This is a genomic window from Pedobacter endophyticus, assembly GCF_015679185.1.
Taxonomy (GTDB): Bacteria; Bacteroidota; Bacteroidia; order Sphingobacteriales; family Sphingobacteriaceae; genus Pedobacter; species Pedobacter endophyticus.
In genome coordinates, this window is sequence record NZ_CP064939.1 from 2,207,939 (window position 1) to 2,227,879 (window position 19,941).

The following is a 19,941-nucleotide window of genomic DNA, read 5'->3' on the forward strand; positions in this document are numbered from 1 at the left end:
TTAATTTTTTATTCCCACCATACAGCGAACATCGTTTTCATTGATGTATACCTCCAGGCAATAGCCGTTTGGGTCTATATCCGGTTGCTGTAAAAGCCGCTGAAAACATTGGCCAATCTGGCTTACATCGTTTCTAAAATCGCTAATCAACTCGCTCACAAACTCTCCCGCTTCGATGATCAATACCGCTAAACCCTGCGTGTCGTCGTTGCTGATTTTTTCCACTGCAGCCTTATATATTATTTCCCGTTGGCCGTTGCGCCTGCTTATCCCAAAGTATCTTCGGTTTTGGCCGGGCGGAAATAGCCGATGTAGTTTTTGGTGCGCCGCCAATACGCCATCTGGAAACGAGGTGGCAGTTTCGCAAAGCAGTGTAATGTTGTTATGTAAAGTGTACTTTTCCATTTTTGGCTTCAATTGTTGCTCAACAGACAAATTTAGCTCGCGGCACAATATATTTGAACTTGCGAAAACGACAATTAAACGGGTTGTTTACGACAAAGGCGTTGGGTATATTTGGGTTATGAAACATGTATCGATCTTAGTTCCTGAAACTGCGGTAATTGAGGCCATAGCCGATCCCCGTTACTTGTTTACTGCCGTGAACGAGTTTTTGCAAGCCTCGGGCAAAGCGCCGCTATTTAAGGTGGAGCTTGTGGCCATGACCAAAGAAGTGCGGCTGAACAACCAAATTTTTTCGGTTCATGCCGATAAAATGCTACACGAGATACAGGAAACGGACCTGATTTTTATTCCCGCCATCAGTGGAAATATAAACAACGCTCTGGCACTGAACAACGATCTTTTGCCGTGGATTATTAAACACCATGCGAAGGGATCGGAAGTAGCTTCGCTGTGCATGGGTGCCTTTTTATTGGCTTCCACGGGATTGCTAAGCGGAAAAAAATGTTCAACGCACTGGCTGTTTGCAAGTCAGTTTAGAGAAATGTTTCCGGATATTGAATTGGTCGACGGCAGTATCATAACCGATGCTGGTGGCATTTACTCGAGCGGGGGCGCCAACTCTTACTGGAACTTGCTTTTGTACCTGGTAGAAAAATTTACCGATCGGGATACCGCTATTTTAGCCGCCAAATATTTCGCCATAGAGATCGATCGAGAAAGCCAATTGGCATTTATGATGTTTCAGGGCCAGAAAGGACATGAGGATGCGAAAATCAAAAAAGCTCAGGAATTTATTGATGGCAATTATCAGGAAAAAATTACAGTTGATCAACTGGCCGATATGCTCGCCCTCGGCAGAAGAAGCTTTGAACGGCGGTTTAAAACTGCCACTAAAAATACAGTGATCGAATACATCCAGCGAGTAAAGATTGAAGCGGCCAAACGGAGCTTTGAATCGAGCAGAAAAAACATTACTGAGGTGATGTTCGACGTAGGTTATACGGATACAAAATCGTTCAGGGATGTGTTTAAGAAAATTACCGGCCTTACCCCTATTGAGTACCGAAACAAGTATCAAAAATCGGCACCGGTTTTAATGGCTTAAAAAAAAATAAAAAAAGACATGGCCAACACAATATATTCGATATTTAGCGTTTATGTATGTGAGAGCGTTAATTTAGATGACGGGGATACTGCCTATAGTGGCGGAATCCCCGTTTCTTTTTTGGTACTCATCCGATGAATTGTAAGCACAATGCAGATATTCATCGGATGAGTAACTAACAAATGAAGAACCAGCAATTCGGCACGTCGTCTTCACTTATGCGGAAATAGTAAGCCGCTGAAATTTCCTTTTGCATTAATCCCGAACTTTCGGGACGCCTCCGCGGGAAAGACGGCAAGAAAAATAAGTCCTTAGCTATCGCACAACAAAAAAAAATTGCCCGTGATGCAATAATTTCATTTTACAGCGTTTATGTATGTGAGAGCGTTAATTTAGATGACGGGGATGCTGCCTTAATGGTGGAATCCCCGTTTCTTTTTTGGTAGTCATCCGATGAATTGTACGCACAATGCAGCTATTCATCGGATGGCTATTGAGCTCCTCGTTTCTTTTTTGCCAAAATTCATCGATGAATATTTGAAACTGCTTGTGCTTTATAGGATGACTAAGAATTCGCATAATTTTGGGCTTGTACTTTGTTTAAGCCAACGTTCTACAGCTTACAGATTTTTCGTGCCTAGCATTGACGTTATTTGGTAGTTGATTGAATACAGCGACTTAACACATGGGTTCGCCAAATGAATGAAACGCCAACTATGAACGATCGTCATCCTCAGAAATCAGTTTTTGAAAAAACAAAGGAGCTGGTCTGACAGGTTTTTCTCCGAGTCGTCATTGCGAGGCCGGGCCTGTGCGAGCCGAAGCAATCTTAAACGGCCGCCACGGAGAGATTGCTTTCCCGAGAAGTCGGGACAGGCTGTGCCTCGCAATGACGGCCGCCTTAAAAGCGTCACTTATGTTGATTTTTATGCAAAACCTGCCCGTCCGGCAGGCGGGAATTAAAACTAAGAATGACATATACAAAAAAGGGACACTTGTAAAAAAGCATCCCTTTTTGATATATATGATGGAGTTAAGAATTTTATTTGTTCAAGTCAGAAAAGCCTGCACTGTTATCGGGAAAGTGATTATCGAAAGCTTTAACTTTTTTTGGTTTAAGTATAAGGTACAAACCAACGGCAATTAACGCAATGGCTCCGGTTACTCTCGAAAAATCAAAAAACACAAGATCCTTAAAAGTGAATATCCCGCCAATAATGGTCAAGGCCAGCCAGCCACTGCCTTCAAAATTTTTGCGGTAGCCCAGCCAAATACCAGCGCCGAGCATAATGGTGTGCCAGCTTAAGATCCAGTGGGGAATAGCTAAACCTGAATTTCTAAGTAAAAAGACTGAACCAATTACAAGAATTAAAATGCCTAATCCTAATTGTTTATCTGCGTGATTTTTTTTGGTGAAATTTTCCATGACCGTTGTTTTTATAAATCAAAAGTATCACGAAAATGACCTTAGGAAAAAGGCTTTTCCTTTAATCACTTTAAATTATCGGTGAGCGAAATAAAAATGTCGGCGAAATTATCCTGATGAGTTTTGGCTGAGCTAAATAATCGGTGAAAGCGCCAAAATGGAAATTGAGAAGGCCAAATGGTGTGATTACTCAAACACAATGAGTTCTTTTCCCACACTCATGATTACTTTGGATGTTAAACCGATAAACAGGCCACTTGTAAGCACGCCATTAATTTGGTTGAGGGAAGAATTCAATTGTGCAGGATTATCGATCAGACCGAAATCTGCATCAATAATATAGTTACCATTATCGGTGATAAACGTTTGATCGTCCGCCTTTCTCAGCACGCCCTTTCCGCCCAATTGTATGATTTGGTCGAACACGTATCGATAAGCCAGGGGAATTACTTCGACAGGAACGGTAAAGGCGCCAAGTTTTTTGACTTTTTTCGAAGAATCTGTTACGATGATTGAATTTTTACTGAGCGTGGCCATAATTTTTTCGCGAAACAAAGCCCCGCCGCCGCCTTTAATCAAATCAAGCGATTCGGTAAATTCGTCAGCGCCATCAATGCTAATATCAATTGAACTTAAAAGCCCAAGATCGAGCACTTTTATGCCGTAAAATTTTGCAAGTTTTTCAGTTCTGATTGAACTTGCAGCAGCGGTAATGTTTAATCCTTCTTTTACCCGTTTGCCGAGTTCTTCGATGGCCAGCGTAGCGGTAGAGCCCGTTCCTAAGCCCACAACATCACCATCTTTAACATATTTTACCGCCGCTAATGCCGCAGCGAGCTTTTCAGCATGTTGTTCAGTTTTATCTAATGCAGCCATGAAGTAAAAATAATAATTTAAAATTAACCCGTTGACTGAAGTCAACGGCAATGATGGATACTGCTATGTGGCTGAATCCTTTTTTTTATTTTAGGGCAACAATAACACGAACCACGAACGGTCGTCATTCTTAATTTAATTGGGAATCTTAATGCTGATGCGCTCGCTTTAAGGCTCCCGCCTGCGCGGGATCCGATAGCTATCGGATGACGACCGCTTTTAAAAAGTCATTCATATCGATTTTATGCAATAAATTCTACCACTAACTTTTTTGAAAACGACATTAAAATCGTCATTTCGAGCGTAGCCGAGAAATCTTTTAACCTAGCTTTGCACACAGATTTCTCCTCCAAAGGAGCTCCCATGGAGCACTGCGGTCGAAATGACGGTCTCTTCTAGAGAAATCTAGGCGAGTAATCATAAAAGCGTCGTAACGCCTTATTGACTTTTTGCTAGAATTAAAAATTAGTATGACAAAATCGGTGCTGTCATTGTAGCTTGTACCGAGCGCTATGTGTAATGGGACCGAATGCACAAATTGGCCTGCGCTAAAAAGATGCAGTGCACCGAAAAAAAAATTCACTACCCATGCAATAATTTCATTTTATAGCGTTTATGTATGTGAGAGCGTTAATTTAGATGACGGGGATACTGCCTATAATGGCGGAATCCCCGTTTCTTTTTTTGAGCAAAAAAAAGTCATCCGACGAATTAGCAAAATGCTTATTCATTGGATGACTAACCTAACCTTCAACACGTCATCCTCGCGTATGCGGGGATCATAAAGCGCCTTTCATTCCTTTTTCAACAGATTCCCGCCTGCGCGGGAAAGACGACGCATAAAAAAACTGCAAGTAGCTAAAACCGGCCAACAAGGCTAATTCCGTACATTTTCGGGTTGCCTAAATGTGCTGCGCCAAAATCATACGCATAATCTATATACGTTTTGTTCGCTAGGTTTCGTCCCCAGAAAAACAGATCGAATTTTCTTGCCGAAAAGCCAATCTTCGCATTGTAAATGTGATAGCCCTTTTGTTGAATTTGATTTGCCAGATCATAGAACTGGTCGCCGGTAAAAAGCCATTCGCCACGAGCAATAACGCTTAGCTGCGCTGGCTTATCTATTTGGTAAGCATACTGCAAGGCGAGCATTGAAGTCATTTCTGGCGTATAAATTTGTTTATTACCTGCCAGATCAACCATTTCTCCGTCTTTAAACAAGGTTAGCGATTTATATTCTGCATCGGTATATCCGAAGTTATAATCGATACTCAAACCCTTAAACGGCTTGGCCGAAAGCTCCACATCTACTCCTTTGCTAGTCAATTTACCTGCGTTACGTGTAGTGGTTAAAGCATCGGGCAAAATTAACACCGGAATTTGAGCATCGTTAACCGAAATATAAAAAGCAGCAACATTTAAACTCAAATGCTGATCGAAGAATGTGTTCTTGAAACCAATTTCGATGTTGTTGCTATATTCGGGCTTGTAGGCATCGAGTGGTTTAGCCGTCGGGTCGGAAGCCAGTTGGGTAATTCCACCTGCTCTAAACCCTTTTGAATAGCTTGCATAAACATTGTTGTTAGCAGTAAATGCATAGGCCAGGCTTGCCTTTGGCGAAACGGCGTTGAAATTCGCTTTTGCCGAAGTATCGCTCTGCGTAACTATCGGATCTATACCTTCAATCAAATACTGTCCCGATGATAACAATTTCTTACGTTCATAATCGTATCGCAGCCCTGCATTAGCAGTTAATTTATCCGTAATATGATAAGAAACCTGCCCGAAAGCGGCCACGCCCAAACCCTTGCCCGAGTTGATAGTTACCGCCGTAGTGTTCGGTTCTGCGCCGTAAAACGCACCGTCGGCACCAAAAAACGATCCTTGCTTTACCGGATTGTTTTGATAGAAACCGTACAGACCAGCTACCCAATTAAATCTCGATTGATTGTTTGCAGGCGAGCTAAATTTAAACTCCTGCGTGTAAACCTGAACCTTATTCCAATCCTTACCATAATTATTTACAATTGAAACAATATCAGCCGGAGAAAAATCGCCGTCAATTGGTTGTCGGTAATACCTGTAATTTGATTGATAAGCGGTTTGAGAACTAAAGTTAAAATGGTCGCCCGCATAGTTGGCGGATAGCGATGCATTAAATAAATTATCGACCATTTCTGTTGTAGAATTCTGGTTTAACTGAAACGGATTGTTCAATGCTTCCTCAACCGAACCCGCTAAAGGGAATGTACCATTATTTCTGTTCTCGTTATGCTTCACATTCAGCGTTAAATCGAATTTGGATGACGCCAGGAATTTCAGGTAATAATTACCTAAAAACCCGTGTAGCTTATCGAATTTGGTATTGTTGAACGTATTGGTATAAAAACCATCTTGCCTGTTCAGCAAACCTGCCGCACCAAAGAACAATTTATCTTTAACCAGCGGCGTGCGGATGCCCAAACTGTAGCGTTGCTGACCATAATCGGCAATATCGATGCCTGCAAAACCTGTTGTATAATTAGTCGGTTTTTTGGTGATGATATTAATTACGCCTCCCATGGCGTTGCGACCGTACAACGTTCCCTGTGGGCCGCGTAAAACCTCTATCCGTTCTACGTCAAACAAACTGGCGATATAAGTATCTAAGCCGAATTGATTTACGCCATCTATATAGGTGGCAACAGCAGGATCGTAAGATGTGGTTCCAATACCACGAATGGAAGTGACGTTTCTTCCGTCGCCCGGATTACTGCTATAAAGGTTAGGAACTATCGTGGTTAAATCCTTTGTATTCAAAATTCGGAAATCGCTAACGTCGGATGCAGAAAAAGCGGTTACGCTTGCTGGGATATTCTTCAAATCTTCTTCCGTTTTTTGTGCGGTAACCGTTACTTCATCTAATTTCGAATTGCTTTCGGTTAACACTACAGCTACCGTTTGCTCGTTGAGAATGGTTTTTACCACACTTGCATAGCCAATGGCACTAAATTTCAGACTCAGCTTTCCAGATGGAACATCATTTAATTCAAAACGGCCCTGGGCGTCGGTACTGGTACTGAGGTTGGTGTTTAATACCTGAACGGTTACGCGGGCAATGCCGCTGTTATCGGCGTCTTTTACGGTGCCCGATAGTTTGTTTCGCTGTGCATCCGCTGCAAAGCAGGTTAATAAGAATAGGCTTACTAACAAAAGGGTTCTCTTCATTTTTAATTTTTATTGATTTTTAAAGCGAAAGGCTGGTGTTTATTCCAATACTACCGTTGTTGTCATCCGATAGCTATCGGATCTGAGCGCAGCGAAGACCGCAAAGCAGCTACGAAGTAAATCTGTTCCCTATTTTGCACTGCCCTTCGTTAACTCACTTTCCTTGGGCAGTGGGTTGTTGGCGTTTTGCATTTCTTCGCCTGGGGATTCTTCACTGCGTTCAGAATGACAGCAAAACATGAACGGTCGTCATTGCGAGGCACGAAGCAATCTCCTTGAAATGCCAGTTGTGAGATTGCTTCGTGCCTCGCAATGACGAATGGCTAATTTAAATTCGTTTCCACCACCGTTTTAACAACAAATCGAACTTTATTTATCTAACGAGTTAATCCAGGCGGCGATTTTTAAAGCTTCGGCCTTGGTTACCTGCGGCATTGGCGGCATTTCTGTTGAATAACCCGGCCAGTTTTGCGGCTGCGGATTGTGAATCAACTGGAAAATCTTTTCTGCCGAGTACTTGCGTTTTGCAATATCAACGAACGGTGGGCCGATTTGTCTTTTAGTTTGATTATGGCAGGCTAAACAGGTATTTTTGGTTAGCAAACCCTCTACTTCTTTAAAGGTTGGCGCTTTGGCGGAAGTTGTTGTCGCCGTTTTGGCAGCAGTTGGCTTCTTTGCTTCGGGCATTCTCCCTGCGGCAACTTTCGGAATTGCAGTCTTTTTTGGAGTTGGTGCTGCAGCAGAGTTTTTTGTGCTTACCTCGTTCATTGAAAGCTTAGCTCCGTCTGGAATTTGATTTAAGGTGTAATAGGCCACGGGATGAATAAGCGAATAAAAACCGTCTTGAGATCTTACTCCATCCAACGTTAGCGTGTGAATGTAATACTGGCGGAGGTTGGGAATGATAATTCGAGCCCGTAATCCATCTGCCGATACTTTTACACCAGAAATTTTTAACTTCTCCGTATTTACCGGAGGTGAACCATACACCGGATGATATTTGTAAATGAAACTTTCGGCATTGTATGAAGCCAAATCCTCTGCCGATTTACGGTCGACACGCATGGTAAAATCAACTTCAAAACCATCGGGCATTGCCCTTACGGCTTTCATTTCGAAAGGCATTTTATTGTTGTAAACTAATTTTTCTAATCCTTCGTTCGCGTCGCCTGCCGAGCCCCATCCGCGGTTGGTTTCGCCAACAAATAAAGAACCGTCGGTTCCCCATTCTAAACGCAAAACGCCCGAACGGAAGCCTTTACGGAACAAGAAAGCGGCACCTTGTTCTTCGCCTTTTACGGTTTCCAAGAAAATCCTCGAAATGATACTCATTCCCTGATCGCCTACTAAAATTTGGCCAGCAAATGGCCCAAAGGTATTTTCCGGAATCTTTACAGGCTCAGCAGATGAGATGCCCAAAATTCCGTAAGGCAACCAAACAGATGGCAAACGCAGTTCGGGGAAAGTCTTCTTCATATCGAACAAAGTTTTGAAGTTCTCATTCACCCGGTTTTCAGGCTTAATGTATCTTCCCTGCTCATTTTTGATTCTTCGCTCATCCATTTGAGAGTAGAAAAAGTCTGATTGTAGCTTTACGGGAGAGTTAGGCAGGGTTGTCCACCTTAAACTTGCCGGATGCCCCATAAAATCACCTTTATTTACTTTCCATAAACCCCCTGAGCCTACCCAGTCGCCCTGGTTTTCGGTGTAATAGAATTTACCATCAATTGTACCAATGCCCGCCGGCGAACGGAAACCAGCAGCATAAGGCGTCATTTTTCCGTCTTCGGTAATGTTCATTGCCCACCCACGCATAGGTACGCGGCTTTCGGCCCTCCACCATTCTTCATCGCCAAAGGCTACGTTTCCGGTTACCATGAAAGTACCGTCGGGCATCAACTTTGGCCCAAAGCTATATTCGTGGTAATGACCGCTTAATGGCCATGCGTACACTGTTTCATATACATCGGCCTTTCCATCCTGATCTTTATCTACCAGTTTGGTCAGTTCACCGCGTTGCGCCACATAAAGTGCACCATCTTTATAGGCAATGCCCAAAATTTCATGTAAACCGTATGCAAACCTGCGCCAATATGGCTTAACACTTGTTGGGTTTTCTACAATATAAACGTCTCCACGGCGGGTAGACACAGCTAAATCGCCATTTGGCATCGTTACCAAACCACCTACTTCTAAAATCGGTCCTTCGGGTACGCATACCTTGCTTATCTTAAAAAAATCTTCTTCTTTGGGTGTTTCTTGAGCAAGCACTGCAGAGAAGCTAAAACTTAATGCCAGTATGGCTAATTTCTTAAATGTATTTCTCATGTTATCTCAATTAAAACAAAATGGTATAATTTAACTTATCGCCCAGGGCAACAATCATTTCTTTTTTGCCATCAACATCTCTAATTACGGGCTTTGCAGATCCATCGGCCAATTGTATGTAATAAGATTTATCATCAATCAGGTATAATCCCTTTGATACTTCTTCGATATTGGAAGCGGAGGCCAGCAAGAAATAAAGGTCTTTTGAAGGCTTATCTACTGAAACCGCTCTGCTCAAACCTTGTCCGTTGGCCATTACCTTAACGGCATCTGTAACATGGGTTCCGTTGATGGTATACTTAAATTCCGGGCGATCCTGGTCGTCCATAACATAGCCTTTCGGTTTAAAACCAGTTCCGGCTGTATCTGCAATCCATTTGTCGTTTTCGTTGGCGAGCTTAGCAATGGCCAAAACCGGCTTGGTGGTAAAACGGGTAATACTGCCCAAAGGACGAGAGGTGCCGTTACCGCGACCATCCCACATGGGCGTCGCATCGATAAAGTTTCCGTGCCAGCCTTGCAGCAATGTGCCGTTATCCAAATCGTAACTATAGGCTACTTTTTCAGGTCCGCCAACTGAAATGGCATGCACTGAACGTACTCCCCTTACCACGTCTACAAAGCTTCTGATCATGTTATTACTTGGTGCATCGATGTAAATGGGATCGGCACCACCGTTCTGATTGGCTTTGGGCATATCAGAAAGTTCTTTTATTTCGATATTCCGGAAAGCTACAGTTCCGTGGTCGCCTTGCAAACGCAAAGGGCCTTTTGCTTTCTCGAGGCTGGCAGCACCGCGGGTTGCACCGAACAATTCAACGTTTTCGTGAATGGTTACACCGTTTAATTCGATACTTACAATTTTGGCATTTTCAGTTTTTTTGCCTGAACCGTCGAATTTTGGCGCCTGAAAAATAATTTTGATGTGTTGCCACAATCCCGGCGCCTTGCTTGCGTTTTGGCGAGGTGCGATTCCGCCGAAACCTTTTTCGGCCTCGGGCTTTGAATCATCCCAACGCTGGTAAATACCGCCATTGTTTGATGAGGTGGCGTTTTTTAAACCCCAGGCATCGTCGATCTGAATTTCGTAGTTTCCTTGAAGATAAATGCCCGAATTTGTGCCTTTGGCGGTTAGATAATCCAGCTCTACGGCAACATCGCCGTATTCGTTAGTGGTGTATAGGTCTGAACCGGGTTTTTTGCCCGACGACTGGTTGATGAGGATTCCATCTCCCTTACTTGTTTTTAACACATTGTCGGCGTTTAAATCGGCGAATGCATTTCCAACTATCGACCAGGAGTTACCGGGATTTTTAAATGCAGAAAGATCTTTAAGATCAAGGCGTTGGCCATGGGCCAGTAAGGTTGCGCCCAACCAAAGTATGGTTGCGCAACTCGCCCTTAAGACGTTTATTTTCATATTTGGTTTTTTAAAATAGCCGGGAATCAGGAAACTGTAGCCTAAAGCCCGCTTATCTGTTTAATAGTTTGTTTGTGCAGTCAGTTGACCACGAAAAATGAGGTTATCAATTAGAGAAGTCAAGTTTTTAAAACTTGACTTCTCTGTTGGGGATTTTGTTTGTCATCCTGAGTAATAATTATCTAGCGAAAAAATCAATATGATTGACGATTCTTTTAGGATCAATCGCGTGAGTTTCTCTAAAAGGAGTCGTCATTTCGACCGAAGTGCTCCATGGGAGCTCCATTGGAGAGAAATCTTTGCGCAAAGTTAGGTTCAAAGATTTCTCGGCTGCGCTCGAAATGACGATTTTGAATCTGCAAATACTTCTTACTATTCCCACTCACTCGCCCTCTTTTGGCACTGCGGCTTCGACGTACTGCGTTTCATCGCTTGCGGATTCTTCACTTCGTTCAGAATGACAACTCTATTCTTATTTCTCTGTCGATAATGAATAAGGGAAATCAACCGGGTTTGAGCCTCTGGTTTTGTTTGGCATAGCGCCCATATTGAAATTCAACACTGCACCTTTTTGCAAACCGCTGTGGCTGATCCAGTTTTTAGAATACGGCTTTCCGTTCATTTGTAACGACTGTACATAACGATTGTTATCGCTATTTGCAGGCGCATTAATGGTTACCTTTTTGCCGTTATCTAATGTAATGGTTACTTTCTTAAATAAAGGAGCGCCCAAAACATACTGATCTACTGCAGGCGTAACCGGGTAAAAGCCCATGGCCGAAAATACATACCATGCCGATGTTTGTCCGTTATCTTCGTCGCCGCAATAACCATCTGGTGTAGCCTTGTACATTCTGTTCATGGTTTCGCGAACCCAATATTGCGTTTTATATGGTGCACCACCGTAGTTGTACAAATAAATCATGTGTTGAATCGGCTGGTTTCCGTGTGCATATTGCCCCATGTTTGCAATTTGCATTTCGCGGATTTCGTGTATAACGCCGCCGTAAGCACTTTCATCAAATACCGGAGGCATAGAAAACACTGAATCTAGTTTGGTTACAAATTTCTCATGGCCACCCATCAATCTGGCTAAACCATCAATATCTTGAAAAACCGACCAGGTATAATGCCAGCTGTTGCCTTCGGTAAAGGCACCGCCCCATTTAAAAGGACTGAAGGGGCTTTGGAAAGTTCCATCTTGATTTTTGCCACGCATTAAGCCCGATGCTGGATCGAAAAGATTTTTATAGTTCATGGCCCTTTTCTTATAAATATCAATTTCTGATGCTGGTTTGCCCAACGCTCTTCCCAATTGATAGATGGTAAAATCATCATAAGCGTACTCAAGGGTTTTAGCCGCGTTCTCGTTTTTCTTCACATCAAAAGGAACATAACCCAACTCATTGTAATATTTAACTCCATCGCGACCAACGGCTTCCATTGGGCCTTCGTTGTTGGCACCATGTTTTAATGCCTGCCATAAAGTTTCGATATCGTAACCACGCATGCCTTTAATATAAGCATCAGAAACTACAGATGCCGAGTTATTGCCCACCATAATGTTGGCGTAACCCGGGCTGCTCCACTCTGGCAACCAACCGCCTTCTTTGTAATCGTTGATTAAGCCTTGTTGCATTTCTTTGTTTATCGACGGATAAACGAGGTTTAAGAATGGGTACAATGCCCTGAAGGTATCCCAAAAACCTGTTCCCGCAAACATGTAACCCGGCAAAACCTGTCCGTTGTAAGGACTGTAGTGAACAATTTGATTTTGAGCATCCAATTCGTATAACTTGTTAGGGAAAAACAAGGTGCGGTATAAGCATGAGTAGAAAGTGCGCATTTGATCGATGGTACCGCCCTCAACTTCAATTTTGCTTAAAGTTTTATTCCAAATGGCACGGCCTTTTGCTTTTGTAGCATCGAAACCATCGTTGCCCAATTCTCTTTTTAGGTTTAAATCGGCTTGCTCGAAACTGATAAACGACGAAGCGACTTTAGCAATTACCTGCTCGCCTTTTTGTGTGGCGAACCCGATAACGGCACCTGCATGATCTACCGTCAATTCTAAGTCTTTATCATTTAATTTTTTGTCATCCCAGGTTTTAGCCATTTTGAAATCCTTGTTGAAATAGATTACAAAGTAGTTTCTAAAGTTTTTGGGAAGCGGGCCACGGGCATATTTAGAGGTGTAGCCTATAATTTTTCGTTCGGCAGGGATAATTTTGATGTACGATCCTTTGTTTTGCGCATCGATTACCACAAACGAGCTATCTGTTTTAGGAAAGGTAAACCTAAACTGGGCAGCTCTTTCTGTTGGTGTTATTTCGGTCGTTACATCGGCATCGGCCAGGTAAACGCTGTAATAATAAGGTTTAGAAATTTCGGCCTTGTGGCTAAACCAGCTTGCTCTGTCGTCATCATTGAAGGCCAGTTTACCTGTAACCGGCATAATAGAAAATGCACCGTAATCGTTCATCCATGGCGATGGCTGATGGGTTTGTTTAAAGCCACGAATTTTATCTGCATCGTAAACATAGGCCCATCCGTCGCCGTTTTTGCCGGTTTGCGGTGTCCACATATTCATTCCCCAAGGCAAACCAATTGCCGGGTAGGTGTTACCATTTGACAGGCTTGGCTTGGATTGCGTTCCCATCAGCGGATTTATCCAGTCGACAGGATCTGTAATTTTGCCAACGTTTTGTGCAAAGCTGGTTGAGGCAGCAAAGCTTAATAGGGCGATAAAAAGTTTTTTCATTGTTATTGATCTCGTTGTTGTGTGTTATATTTGGTTATCTTCTTTCGTTATAAACTTGAAATTCAGCAATTTCGGTGTTTTTATCGGCCTCATCAACCAATATTCTTACTTTTTTACCCCAAACTCTGTTAAAACGGTGAATTTTTATCCGCGAGGCATCATTCCCCGAAACAATGGGCTTCCATACACCGTTTTCGCTATACTCTAAGCGATAGGCTTTAATGTTAGGCTCTTTCTCTGCAATAACGATGGTGTTAAAAGCCTGATCGCGTTCGAAGGTAACTTCGTACCAGGGATTTTTAACTTCTGGATTGGAAACCCAGGTTGAATTGAAATTATCGTCGTTACCAAAATCCATAATATCCATGTCATAGCTCCAGCTCGAATTGCTTGCCTGTTTTTTAGCGAGATTTGGCGAAATAATTGGCGCTTGCGCCGCTGGCAATGCCGGTAATGGACCATTGTTTTTCCATTTTTGTCCAATTTCTTTCAAGGCTGCCAAGGCATTATCGTCAATCAGCCCATCGCGGTTTGGTGCAACGTTTAAAATAAAGTTGCAATATGCATCGTTTAAGGGCTTAATCATCTTCTCAACCATATCATCGGCAGTTTTTACAGGCGTTGTCGGGAAGTCGGTTTTCCAGAACCAGGCCGTGTTTATGGGCAGGCAGGTTAAAGCGGGCAATTTGTTGCTCTCTTTTTTAATATGCTGACCTGCGCCGAGCTCGTACGATTTAATATCGGTATAATAAAGTGCCTCTGCGGGGTATTTTGCAGCATTTAAATCCATTACCAAACATTCGGGCTGAATAGATTTTATCAATCGATACATTTCTTCGAATGGTACATCATCGTAAGATATACGCGACCATGGGGCATCCCACCCATCAATAATCAATGCATCGATCTTCCCGTAATTGGTTAACAACTCGCGAAGCTGAGCCTTTATAAACTCAATCTTCTCAGGAGTAATCATCCCGGGGCGGATTTTATGGTGTGTATCTAAAATTGAATAATACAACATTACTTTCAAACCGGCTTTTCTGAACGATTCTGTGTAAGCCTTCACAATATCCTTTTTATAAGGACTGCTCATTACACTGTAATCAGTTGTTTTGGTGTCCCAGATAGAAAATCCGCTATGATGTTTGGTGGTTAAGCAACCGTAGCTCATATTGGCCGATTTGGCGGCTTTTGCCCATTGATCTGTATTGAGCTTTTTTGGGTTAAAAATCGACGGCGATGCTTCTGGATCAGGCCAGTCCTGATTCATATAGGTCGGAATATTGTAGTGAATAAACATTCCGAATCGCAAATCGACGAAATCTTGCTGGCGCTTCTGTAGATTGGCCGATTGCTGGGCAATGGTTTTCTGACTGCATAGCAAAACGGACTGTAACACGAGAAGAGCGAGAAATAGGCGTTTTGTAAAAATATTCATCGATAATTATATTTCAGGATGATTAACATAATCTGACCAAAGGGCGTCTAAATCTTTGCCGGTAAGCTTTGCCCAGATGTTGTTGTGATAGGTATGGTCTCTCAGCGATTCGTTTACGGCTTTAATGGTGCCGGGTTTCGATTTTTCTATCCATGCAAAAAACCGGGCGGTAATCCGGTAGCTGTTTTTATACGAATGTTCGGGTTTTAGTGCGGGTAAAGCCCACTTTGCGCCGGCGTTATCGATACCAAATTTGTATCGGGCGTAATCGGCAATGCCTTCTGTTAACCAGCCGGGGCCAACGCTACGGCCGTAATCTTGTACAATGTGCATTACCTCATGGGTAACCACATCAATGTCTTCGGGGTGCTTTATCATCCAGTTTGAACTAAAGGTTACCTTGCCATCGCTGGTGGCCGCAACGCCATCGTAAGCGGTATCTACAGAAAAAATAACGTTTTTCTCGGTTGCCGGATTATACTCTTTGGCCAGTTTTGGGTAAACGATAAAGAAAGTTTCTATTAAACGTTTCTTTAGCTTGGGATCTAACTGTGCAAAATTGCTTTGAAAGGTAAGTTGATAACCTTTCTTTTTGATTACCTCTTGCGCATCTGCTTTTGAAAAACTTAAAAGGCCGAGGATGATGGAGCCTGACAGGATGATTTTTTTCATGTTATTTGCTGCTATAGGTTAATTCGATTTGTGGATTTTTTGTATAAGCTGCCCAAAGCTGATCGAGGTTTTTGCCTGTGAGGTCGGCCCACGATTTTTCGGTATAGGTATGGGTTCTCAACTGGCCATCTAATGTGGCAATAAGGCCGGGTTTAACATTTTTTTCCAACCACGCAAAAAAGCGGGCGGTAATGCGATAACTGTTGGTGTAATTTTGCTTAGGATTATAATCGGGCAAGCTCCATTTAGAACCGATATTATCAACGCCGTACTTGTAGCGAACATAATCGGCAATGCCTTCGGTTAGCCAAACGGGGCCCGAGCCGTAACCGTATCCCTGAACAATATGCATCGTTTCGTGTGTTACCACATCAATATCTGTGGGGTGCGCCTTCATATAACCGGCACTAAACAAAATTCGGTTTCCGCTTGCCTCAGCAACTGCCTTGTAAGCCGTATCTACAACAAAGAGTACATCTTTGGTCGATTGGTTGTTAAAGGTTTTTACCAGTGTAGGATAAACTTCGAAATAAGTATCAATCAGGTTTTGCCTCACCTTTGAGTCGAGGTTCGGATCTTTGCTTACAAATGTCAGCTTATAACCCTTGCGCTTATCTACGGTGTACGATGACCAGTTTTTTGCAAGGGCGTTTTTCAGTTCCTTTTCTATCTTACTTTCAGACTTTGATTTCACCCAATCCTGATTGACCACAATTTCGCCTTCTTTTGCGTTAATGGTTGTCGTTGCGCTGGTGGTAAAGGTTAAACTCACCTTTCTTTTAGTTCTGTAACCATCGGCCATCGCAAAAAATGGATAGGTGTTTCTAAACGCTTCGTTCAGTTTGGCTGCTGTTTTGCCGCTTAAGTCGTTATCGCCTGAAATAGTAAGTTCAAAATCGCGATCGCGTTTCTTTTGCGCATAACCAGCCGATGAAATGGCAATGATTAAAACGGTACTGAAAATTTTATTAAGCATTGATATATTTTTAGGAGTGCAAAATAATTATTTTAAATAAAACGATTTAGTTAAACGCAATAAAGTTTTATAACAATTTTGTCTTAATCATTTCCGTTCCTTAATCACCTACATCGCAGCAGCTCGCTGCACCAATTAATGCGGCATGTTCTTTAAGTTCCGAGATTTTTATATCGGTGTTAATATCGTTTCCTTTTAGGGTAGCTTTTAGCTCGGGAGCAAAGGCATGAAAGGATTGCGCAATATTTCCGCCGATAATTACGGTGTCTATTTTGTTTTTTCTGATGATGGGAATCAGGAACTGAGCCAAATTGTAACCAAACTCCATAAAAACGCGGGTGGCAGAGTGGTCGGTGTCAACGATTTCTACCAGCTCTTTTACGCCCTCAACCTCTTTTTCTGTGAGCTGTTTGTAGCGTTTTACAAACCAGCGGGTAGAAAGATAATCTTCGGCAATGCCATCCAAAAACGGCGAATTCCAAAGGTCTGCATCGCTGGCCTTGTAATTGATGCAAATTGATGAGCCGAGGCCGGTACCCAATGTTAAGCCAAGTACGTTGGCGTTGCCCTTGGCTGCGCCTGCAAATACTTCGCCTTGTAAAAAACCGGCAGCATCGTTAATAAAATAAATATGATCTGCAGGAATATCCAATCTTTTGGCCAGTTCTTGTTTTACATTTACCTGGTAAAGTGACTTGAATTTATCCTGATCCTTGATCAAAGAAATCCCTTCTTCGTAATTAAAGGGTCCCGGCATCGCGATGCCTACGTTGCGAGCGCCGTTTTTGATGTTCCTAAACGCCTTATCGATAATATCGCACCATGCTGATAAAATTACTTCCTTGTTCTCCTGCGAATTTACAGGGCTACGCTTAATGGAATCGCTAACCAAAGCTCTTGTTTCTAAATCTACCAATGCGGCTGTAATATGCGATCCGCCAATATCTACACCCAGTGCAACAGGTTTTTCCATTGTTTAATTATATTTCTATTTGTTACTTTGTAATTACTTTTTAATTTTTTTCAAAAGTAGTAAAATTCCCGTTACTTAACGAAAATGGCTTCTCTCCTTCTTGTAAGCCCCTTTTTAGTTCTGGTTGGGCATCCATTTGTAGTTTTAATATACCTCCTTTTAGTAAATCGGCATGGTTTATAAAGTTCTTTGTGTATGGTTTGCCGTTTAATGTAGCCGATTTAATGTACACATGGCCGTCATCGTTAGCGGGTGCATCGATAATGAATTTTTTGCCATTTTCGAGGTTGATGGTGATTTTCTTAAACGCCGGACTGCCCAGCACATATTCGCCGGTACCCGGGGTTACACTGTAAAAGCCCAAAGCACTTAATACATACCACGAAGAGGTTTGCCCCTGATCTTCATCGCCCGGATATCCGTTTTCGGTAGCATCGTACAATTTTTTCATTACCTGACGGGCATGAAACTGCGATTTCCAGGGCTGGTTTGCATAATTGTATAAGTATACCATGTGCTGAATGGGCTGGTTACCGTGGGCGTACTGCCCCATGTTGGCCATTACCATTTCGGTCATTTCGTGGATCATCCCGCCGTAAGTACCCACATTAACTTTGTTAGGTTCGCTAAAAACGGAATCTAACTTGGCTGTGAAATTTTTGTCGCCACCCATTAAATTAATAAGGCCCTCGGTATCTTGAAAAACCGACCATTGCCAATGCCATGCATTCCCTTCGGTAAAAGGCCCGCCCCATTCTGTCGGGTCGAAATTTGGCGACCAGTTTCCTTTTGCATCTTTACCACGCATAAACCGGGTACCTGCATCGTAAACATGCTTATAATTGTACATCGGCTTTTCAAACACCTGCATATAGTGTTTGTTGCCGACCATTTTTGCAAGTTGATAAGCGCAGTAATCATCGTAAGCGTATTCGAGCGTTTTAGCGGTCGCTTCACGATACTTTGGGTAAGGCACATAACCCATTTCGTTATATTCTTTTACGCCGTCTCTTCCGTTTGCAGGTCCCCATGGTCCTTTGTTCATGGCTTCGTGGTAATAAGCATCTAAGGCTTTCTGCGGATCGAAAGTTCTGATTCCCTTGGCCCAGGCATCGGCAAATAATGAGATGGCATGGTTGCCGATCATGCTTCCGGCTTCGCTGGGGAACGACCACGATGGCAACCAGCCACATTGCTCGTAAGCGGCCAACATGGCTTGCATGTACCGACCATGCATTTCGGGCTGTACCAACGTATTCAGTGGAAACTGAGCACGAAAGGTATCCCAAAAACCGGTATCGGTAAACATGTAGCCATCGTGCACTTTACCATCGTAAGGGCTGAAATAATACGGTTTACCAGCTTCGTTTAGCTCATAAAATTTACGTGAGAACAGGCTTGCACGGAAAAAGCAAGAGTAAAAGGTTTCGGTATCGGCTTTGGAACCGCCTTCTACTTCTACTTTGCCTAATGATTTATTCCAAACGGCGGCGGCATTGGCTTTTGTTTGCTCCAATGTTTTATCGGCGCCTAGCTCTCTTTTAAGGTTCAGTTCTGCCTGGGGTGCGCTGATGTATGAGGAGGCTGTTTTGGCCTGCACTTTTGCGCCATCGGCAAATTGGATGTATGCGCCTTTGCCTAAGCCTTCGGCTGTTGTAGAATCGGCGTTAACGGTATTCTTTTTATTTTCCCAGGTACCAAATGACTTGATAGGCTGATCGAACTGCACAACAAAATAACTTTTCCATCCCCGTCTAAATCCCTCGCCGTTATTTACCCAGCCTGTAATTTTGTTTTCTTTGGGATGGATCTGTACACCACTTAATCGGGTATATCCATCAAGCACCAGGAAACTCTTTTTACCTTTTGGATAGGAGAAGCGCAGATGTGCGCCGCGTTCTGACGGCGAAATTTCTGTTGTGATGTTGTTCTCGAACTTTACCCTATAGTAATTGGGTTTGGCAATTTCGTCGTTGTGGCTGAATTTGGTTTCGCGTTTATTTTCGTCGACCACCAGTTCATCTACCATCGGCATTAACGAGAAAACGGCATAATCACGCGTCCACGAGCTACATTGGTGCGCTTGTTGAAAGCCTCTGATTTTATCTTTAAAATACTGATACTTCCATCCGTCGCCATTTCTGCCCGTTTGTGGTGTCCAGGTGTGCATACCAAAAGGCAATGCGGTAGTTGGGTAGGTGTTACCTCGTGTTAACTCGTGCTTTGAATTGGTTCCCTGCAGGGTGTTTACATAGTTTACCCAATCTTTTTGCTGCGCCATTAACCCGTTGGCCGATACGCAAAATAAAAGGGATGCAATTAGTTTGATTTTCATTTGTGTGTGTTTGTTT

Annotated in this window: 13 protein-coding genes; 1 reads left to right on the forward strand and 12 read right to left on the reverse strand. The window is 42.9% G+C overall.

The window, feature by feature from the left end; genetic code table 11:
- Complete coding sequence (locus IZT61_RS08790) at positions 1-405, reverse strand: transcriptional regulator (protein ID WP_196100783.1); 405 nt, start codon at positions 403-405, stop codon at positions 1-3.
- Positions 406-523: 118 nt separating this feature from the next.
- Here IZT61_RS08790 and IZT61_RS08795 point away from each other — a divergent pair, with 118 nt between their 5' ends.
- Positions 524-1,510 (forward strand): GlxA family transcriptional regulator, encoded by a 987-nt coding sequence (locus IZT61_RS08795; protein WP_196100784.1) that lies wholly within the window; start codon positions 524-526, stop codon positions 1,508-1,510.
- A gap of 1,042 nt (positions 1,511-2,552) precedes the next feature.
- On the opposite strand, the gene IZT61_RS08800 is transcribed toward IZT61_RS08795, so the two are convergent.
- The 11 genes from IZT61_RS08800 to IZT61_RS08850 form a co-directional block, all read right to left on the reverse strand.
- Entirely contained in the window at positions 2,553-2,936 is a 384-nt protein-coding gene (locus IZT61_RS08800; protein WP_196100785.1) for a LiaF transmembrane domain-containing protein, read from the reverse strand.
- Positions 2,937-3,122: 186 nt separating this feature from the next.
- On the reverse strand, positions 3,123-3,812 hold the full coding sequence (gene rpiA, locus IZT61_RS08805; protein ID WP_196100786.1) for a ribose-5-phosphate isomerase RpiA: 690 nt from the start codon (positions 3,810-3,812) through the stop codon (positions 3,123-3,125).
- A gap of 858 nt (positions 3,813-4,670) precedes the next feature.
- Positions 4,671-7,019: a TonB-dependent receptor gene (locus tag IZT61_RS22420; RefSeq protein WP_196100787.1), complete on the reverse strand. Its 2,349-nt coding sequence runs from the start codon at positions 7,017-7,019 to the stop codon at positions 4,671-4,673.
- Between the two features lie 369 nt (positions 7,020-7,388).
- On the reverse strand, positions 7,389-9,347 hold the full coding sequence (locus tag IZT61_RS08815; protein WP_196100788.1) for a c-type cytochrome: 1,959 nt from the start codon (positions 9,345-9,347) through the stop codon (positions 7,389-7,391).
- A 10-nt stretch (positions 9,348-9,357) separates the two neighbouring features.
- Entirely contained in the window at positions 9,358-10,767 is a 1,410-nt protein-coding gene (locus IZT61_RS08820) for a 3-keto-disaccharide hydrolase (RefSeq protein ID WP_196100789.1), read from the reverse strand.
- Between the two features lie 472 nt (positions 10,768-11,239).
- Positions 11,240-13,528, reverse strand: coding sequence for a GH92 family glycosyl hydrolase (locus IZT61_RS08825; RefSeq protein ID WP_196100790.1), 2,289 nt, complete (start codon positions 13,526-13,528; stop codon positions 11,240-11,242).
- 34 nt (positions 13,529-13,562) lie between these two features.
- Positions 13,563-14,969, reverse strand: a complete 1,407-nt coding sequence (locus tag IZT61_RS08830; RefSeq protein ID WP_196100791.1) for an alpha-L-fucosidase — start codon at positions 14,967-14,969, stop codon at positions 13,563-13,565.
- A 6-nt stretch (positions 14,970-14,975) separates the two neighbouring features.
- Positions 14,976-15,641 carry a basic secretory protein-like protein gene (locus IZT61_RS08835; RefSeq protein WP_196100792.1) on the reverse strand — a complete coding sequence of 222 codons (666 nt, stop codon included), beginning with the start codon at positions 15,639-15,641 and terminating at the stop codon, positions 14,976-14,978.
- A 1-nt stretch (position 15,642) separates the two neighbouring features.
- Positions 15,643-16,617: a basic secretory protein-like protein gene (locus tag IZT61_RS08840; RefSeq protein ID WP_196100793.1), complete on the reverse strand. Its 975-nt coding sequence runs from the start codon at positions 16,615-16,617 to the stop codon at positions 15,643-15,645.
- A 100-nt stretch (positions 16,618-16,717) separates the two neighbouring features.
- Positions 16,718-17,590: an ROK family protein gene (locus IZT61_RS08845; RefSeq protein ID WP_196100794.1), complete on the reverse strand. Its 873-nt coding sequence runs from the start codon at positions 17,588-17,590 to the stop codon at positions 16,718-16,720.
- Between the two features lie 40 nt (positions 17,591-17,630).
- Positions 17,631-19,925, reverse strand: a complete 2,295-nt coding sequence (locus tag IZT61_RS08850; protein ID WP_196100795.1) for a GH92 family glycosyl hydrolase — start codon at positions 19,923-19,925, stop codon at positions 17,631-17,633.
- Positions 19,926-19,941 lie beyond the last annotated feature (16 nt).

Excerpts from the sequence above, each read along its gene's own strand:
- IZT61_RS08790 (WP_196100783.1), bottom strand. The coding sequence starts at position 405 with ATGGAAAAGTACACTTTACATAACAACATTACACTGCTTTGCGAAACT.
- IZT61_RS08795 (WP_196100784.1), top strand. The coding sequence starts at position 524 with ATGAAACATGTATCGATCTTAGTTCCTGAAACTGCGGTAATTGAGGCC.
- IZT61_RS08800 (WP_196100785.1), bottom strand. The coding sequence starts at position 2,936 with ATGGAAAATTTCACCAAAAAAAATCACGCAGATAAACAATTAGGATTA.
- rpiA (WP_196100786.1), bottom strand. The coding sequence starts at position 3,812 with ATGGCTGCATTAGATAAAACTGAACAACATGCTGAAAAGCTCGCTGCG.
- IZT61_RS22420 (WP_196100787.1), bottom strand. The coding sequence starts at position 7,019 with ATGAAGAGAACCCTTTTGTTAGTAAGCCTATTCTTATTAACCTGCTTT.
- IZT61_RS08815 (WP_196100788.1), bottom strand. The coding sequence starts at position 9,347 with ATGAGAAATACATTTAAGAAATTAGCCATACTGGCATTAAGTTTTAGC.
- IZT61_RS08820 (WP_196100789.1), bottom strand. The coding sequence starts at position 10,767 with ATGAAAATAAACGTCTTAAGGGCGAGTTGCGCAACCATACTTTGGTTG.
- IZT61_RS08825 (WP_196100790.1), bottom strand. The coding sequence starts at position 13,528 with ATGAAAAAACTTTTTATCGCCCTATTAAGCTTTGCTGCCTCAACCAGC.
- IZT61_RS08830 (WP_196100791.1), bottom strand. The coding sequence starts at position 14,969 with ATGAATATTTTTACAAAACGCCTATTTCTCGCTCTTCTCGTGTTACAG.
- IZT61_RS08835 (WP_196100792.1), bottom strand. The coding sequence starts at position 15,641 with ATGAAAAAAATCATCCTGTCAGGCTCCATCATCCTCGGCCTTTTAAGT.
- IZT61_RS08840 (WP_196100793.1), bottom strand. The coding sequence starts at position 16,617 with ATGCTTAATAAAATTTTCAGTACCGTTTTAATCATTGCCATTTCATCG.
- IZT61_RS08845 (WP_196100794.1), bottom strand. The coding sequence starts at position 17,590 with ATGGAAAAACCTGTTGCACTGGGTGTAGATATTGGCGGATCGCATATT.
- IZT61_RS08850 (WP_196100795.1), bottom strand. The coding sequence starts at position 19,925 with ATGAAAATCAAACTAATTGCATCCCTTTTATTTTGCGTATCGGCCAAC.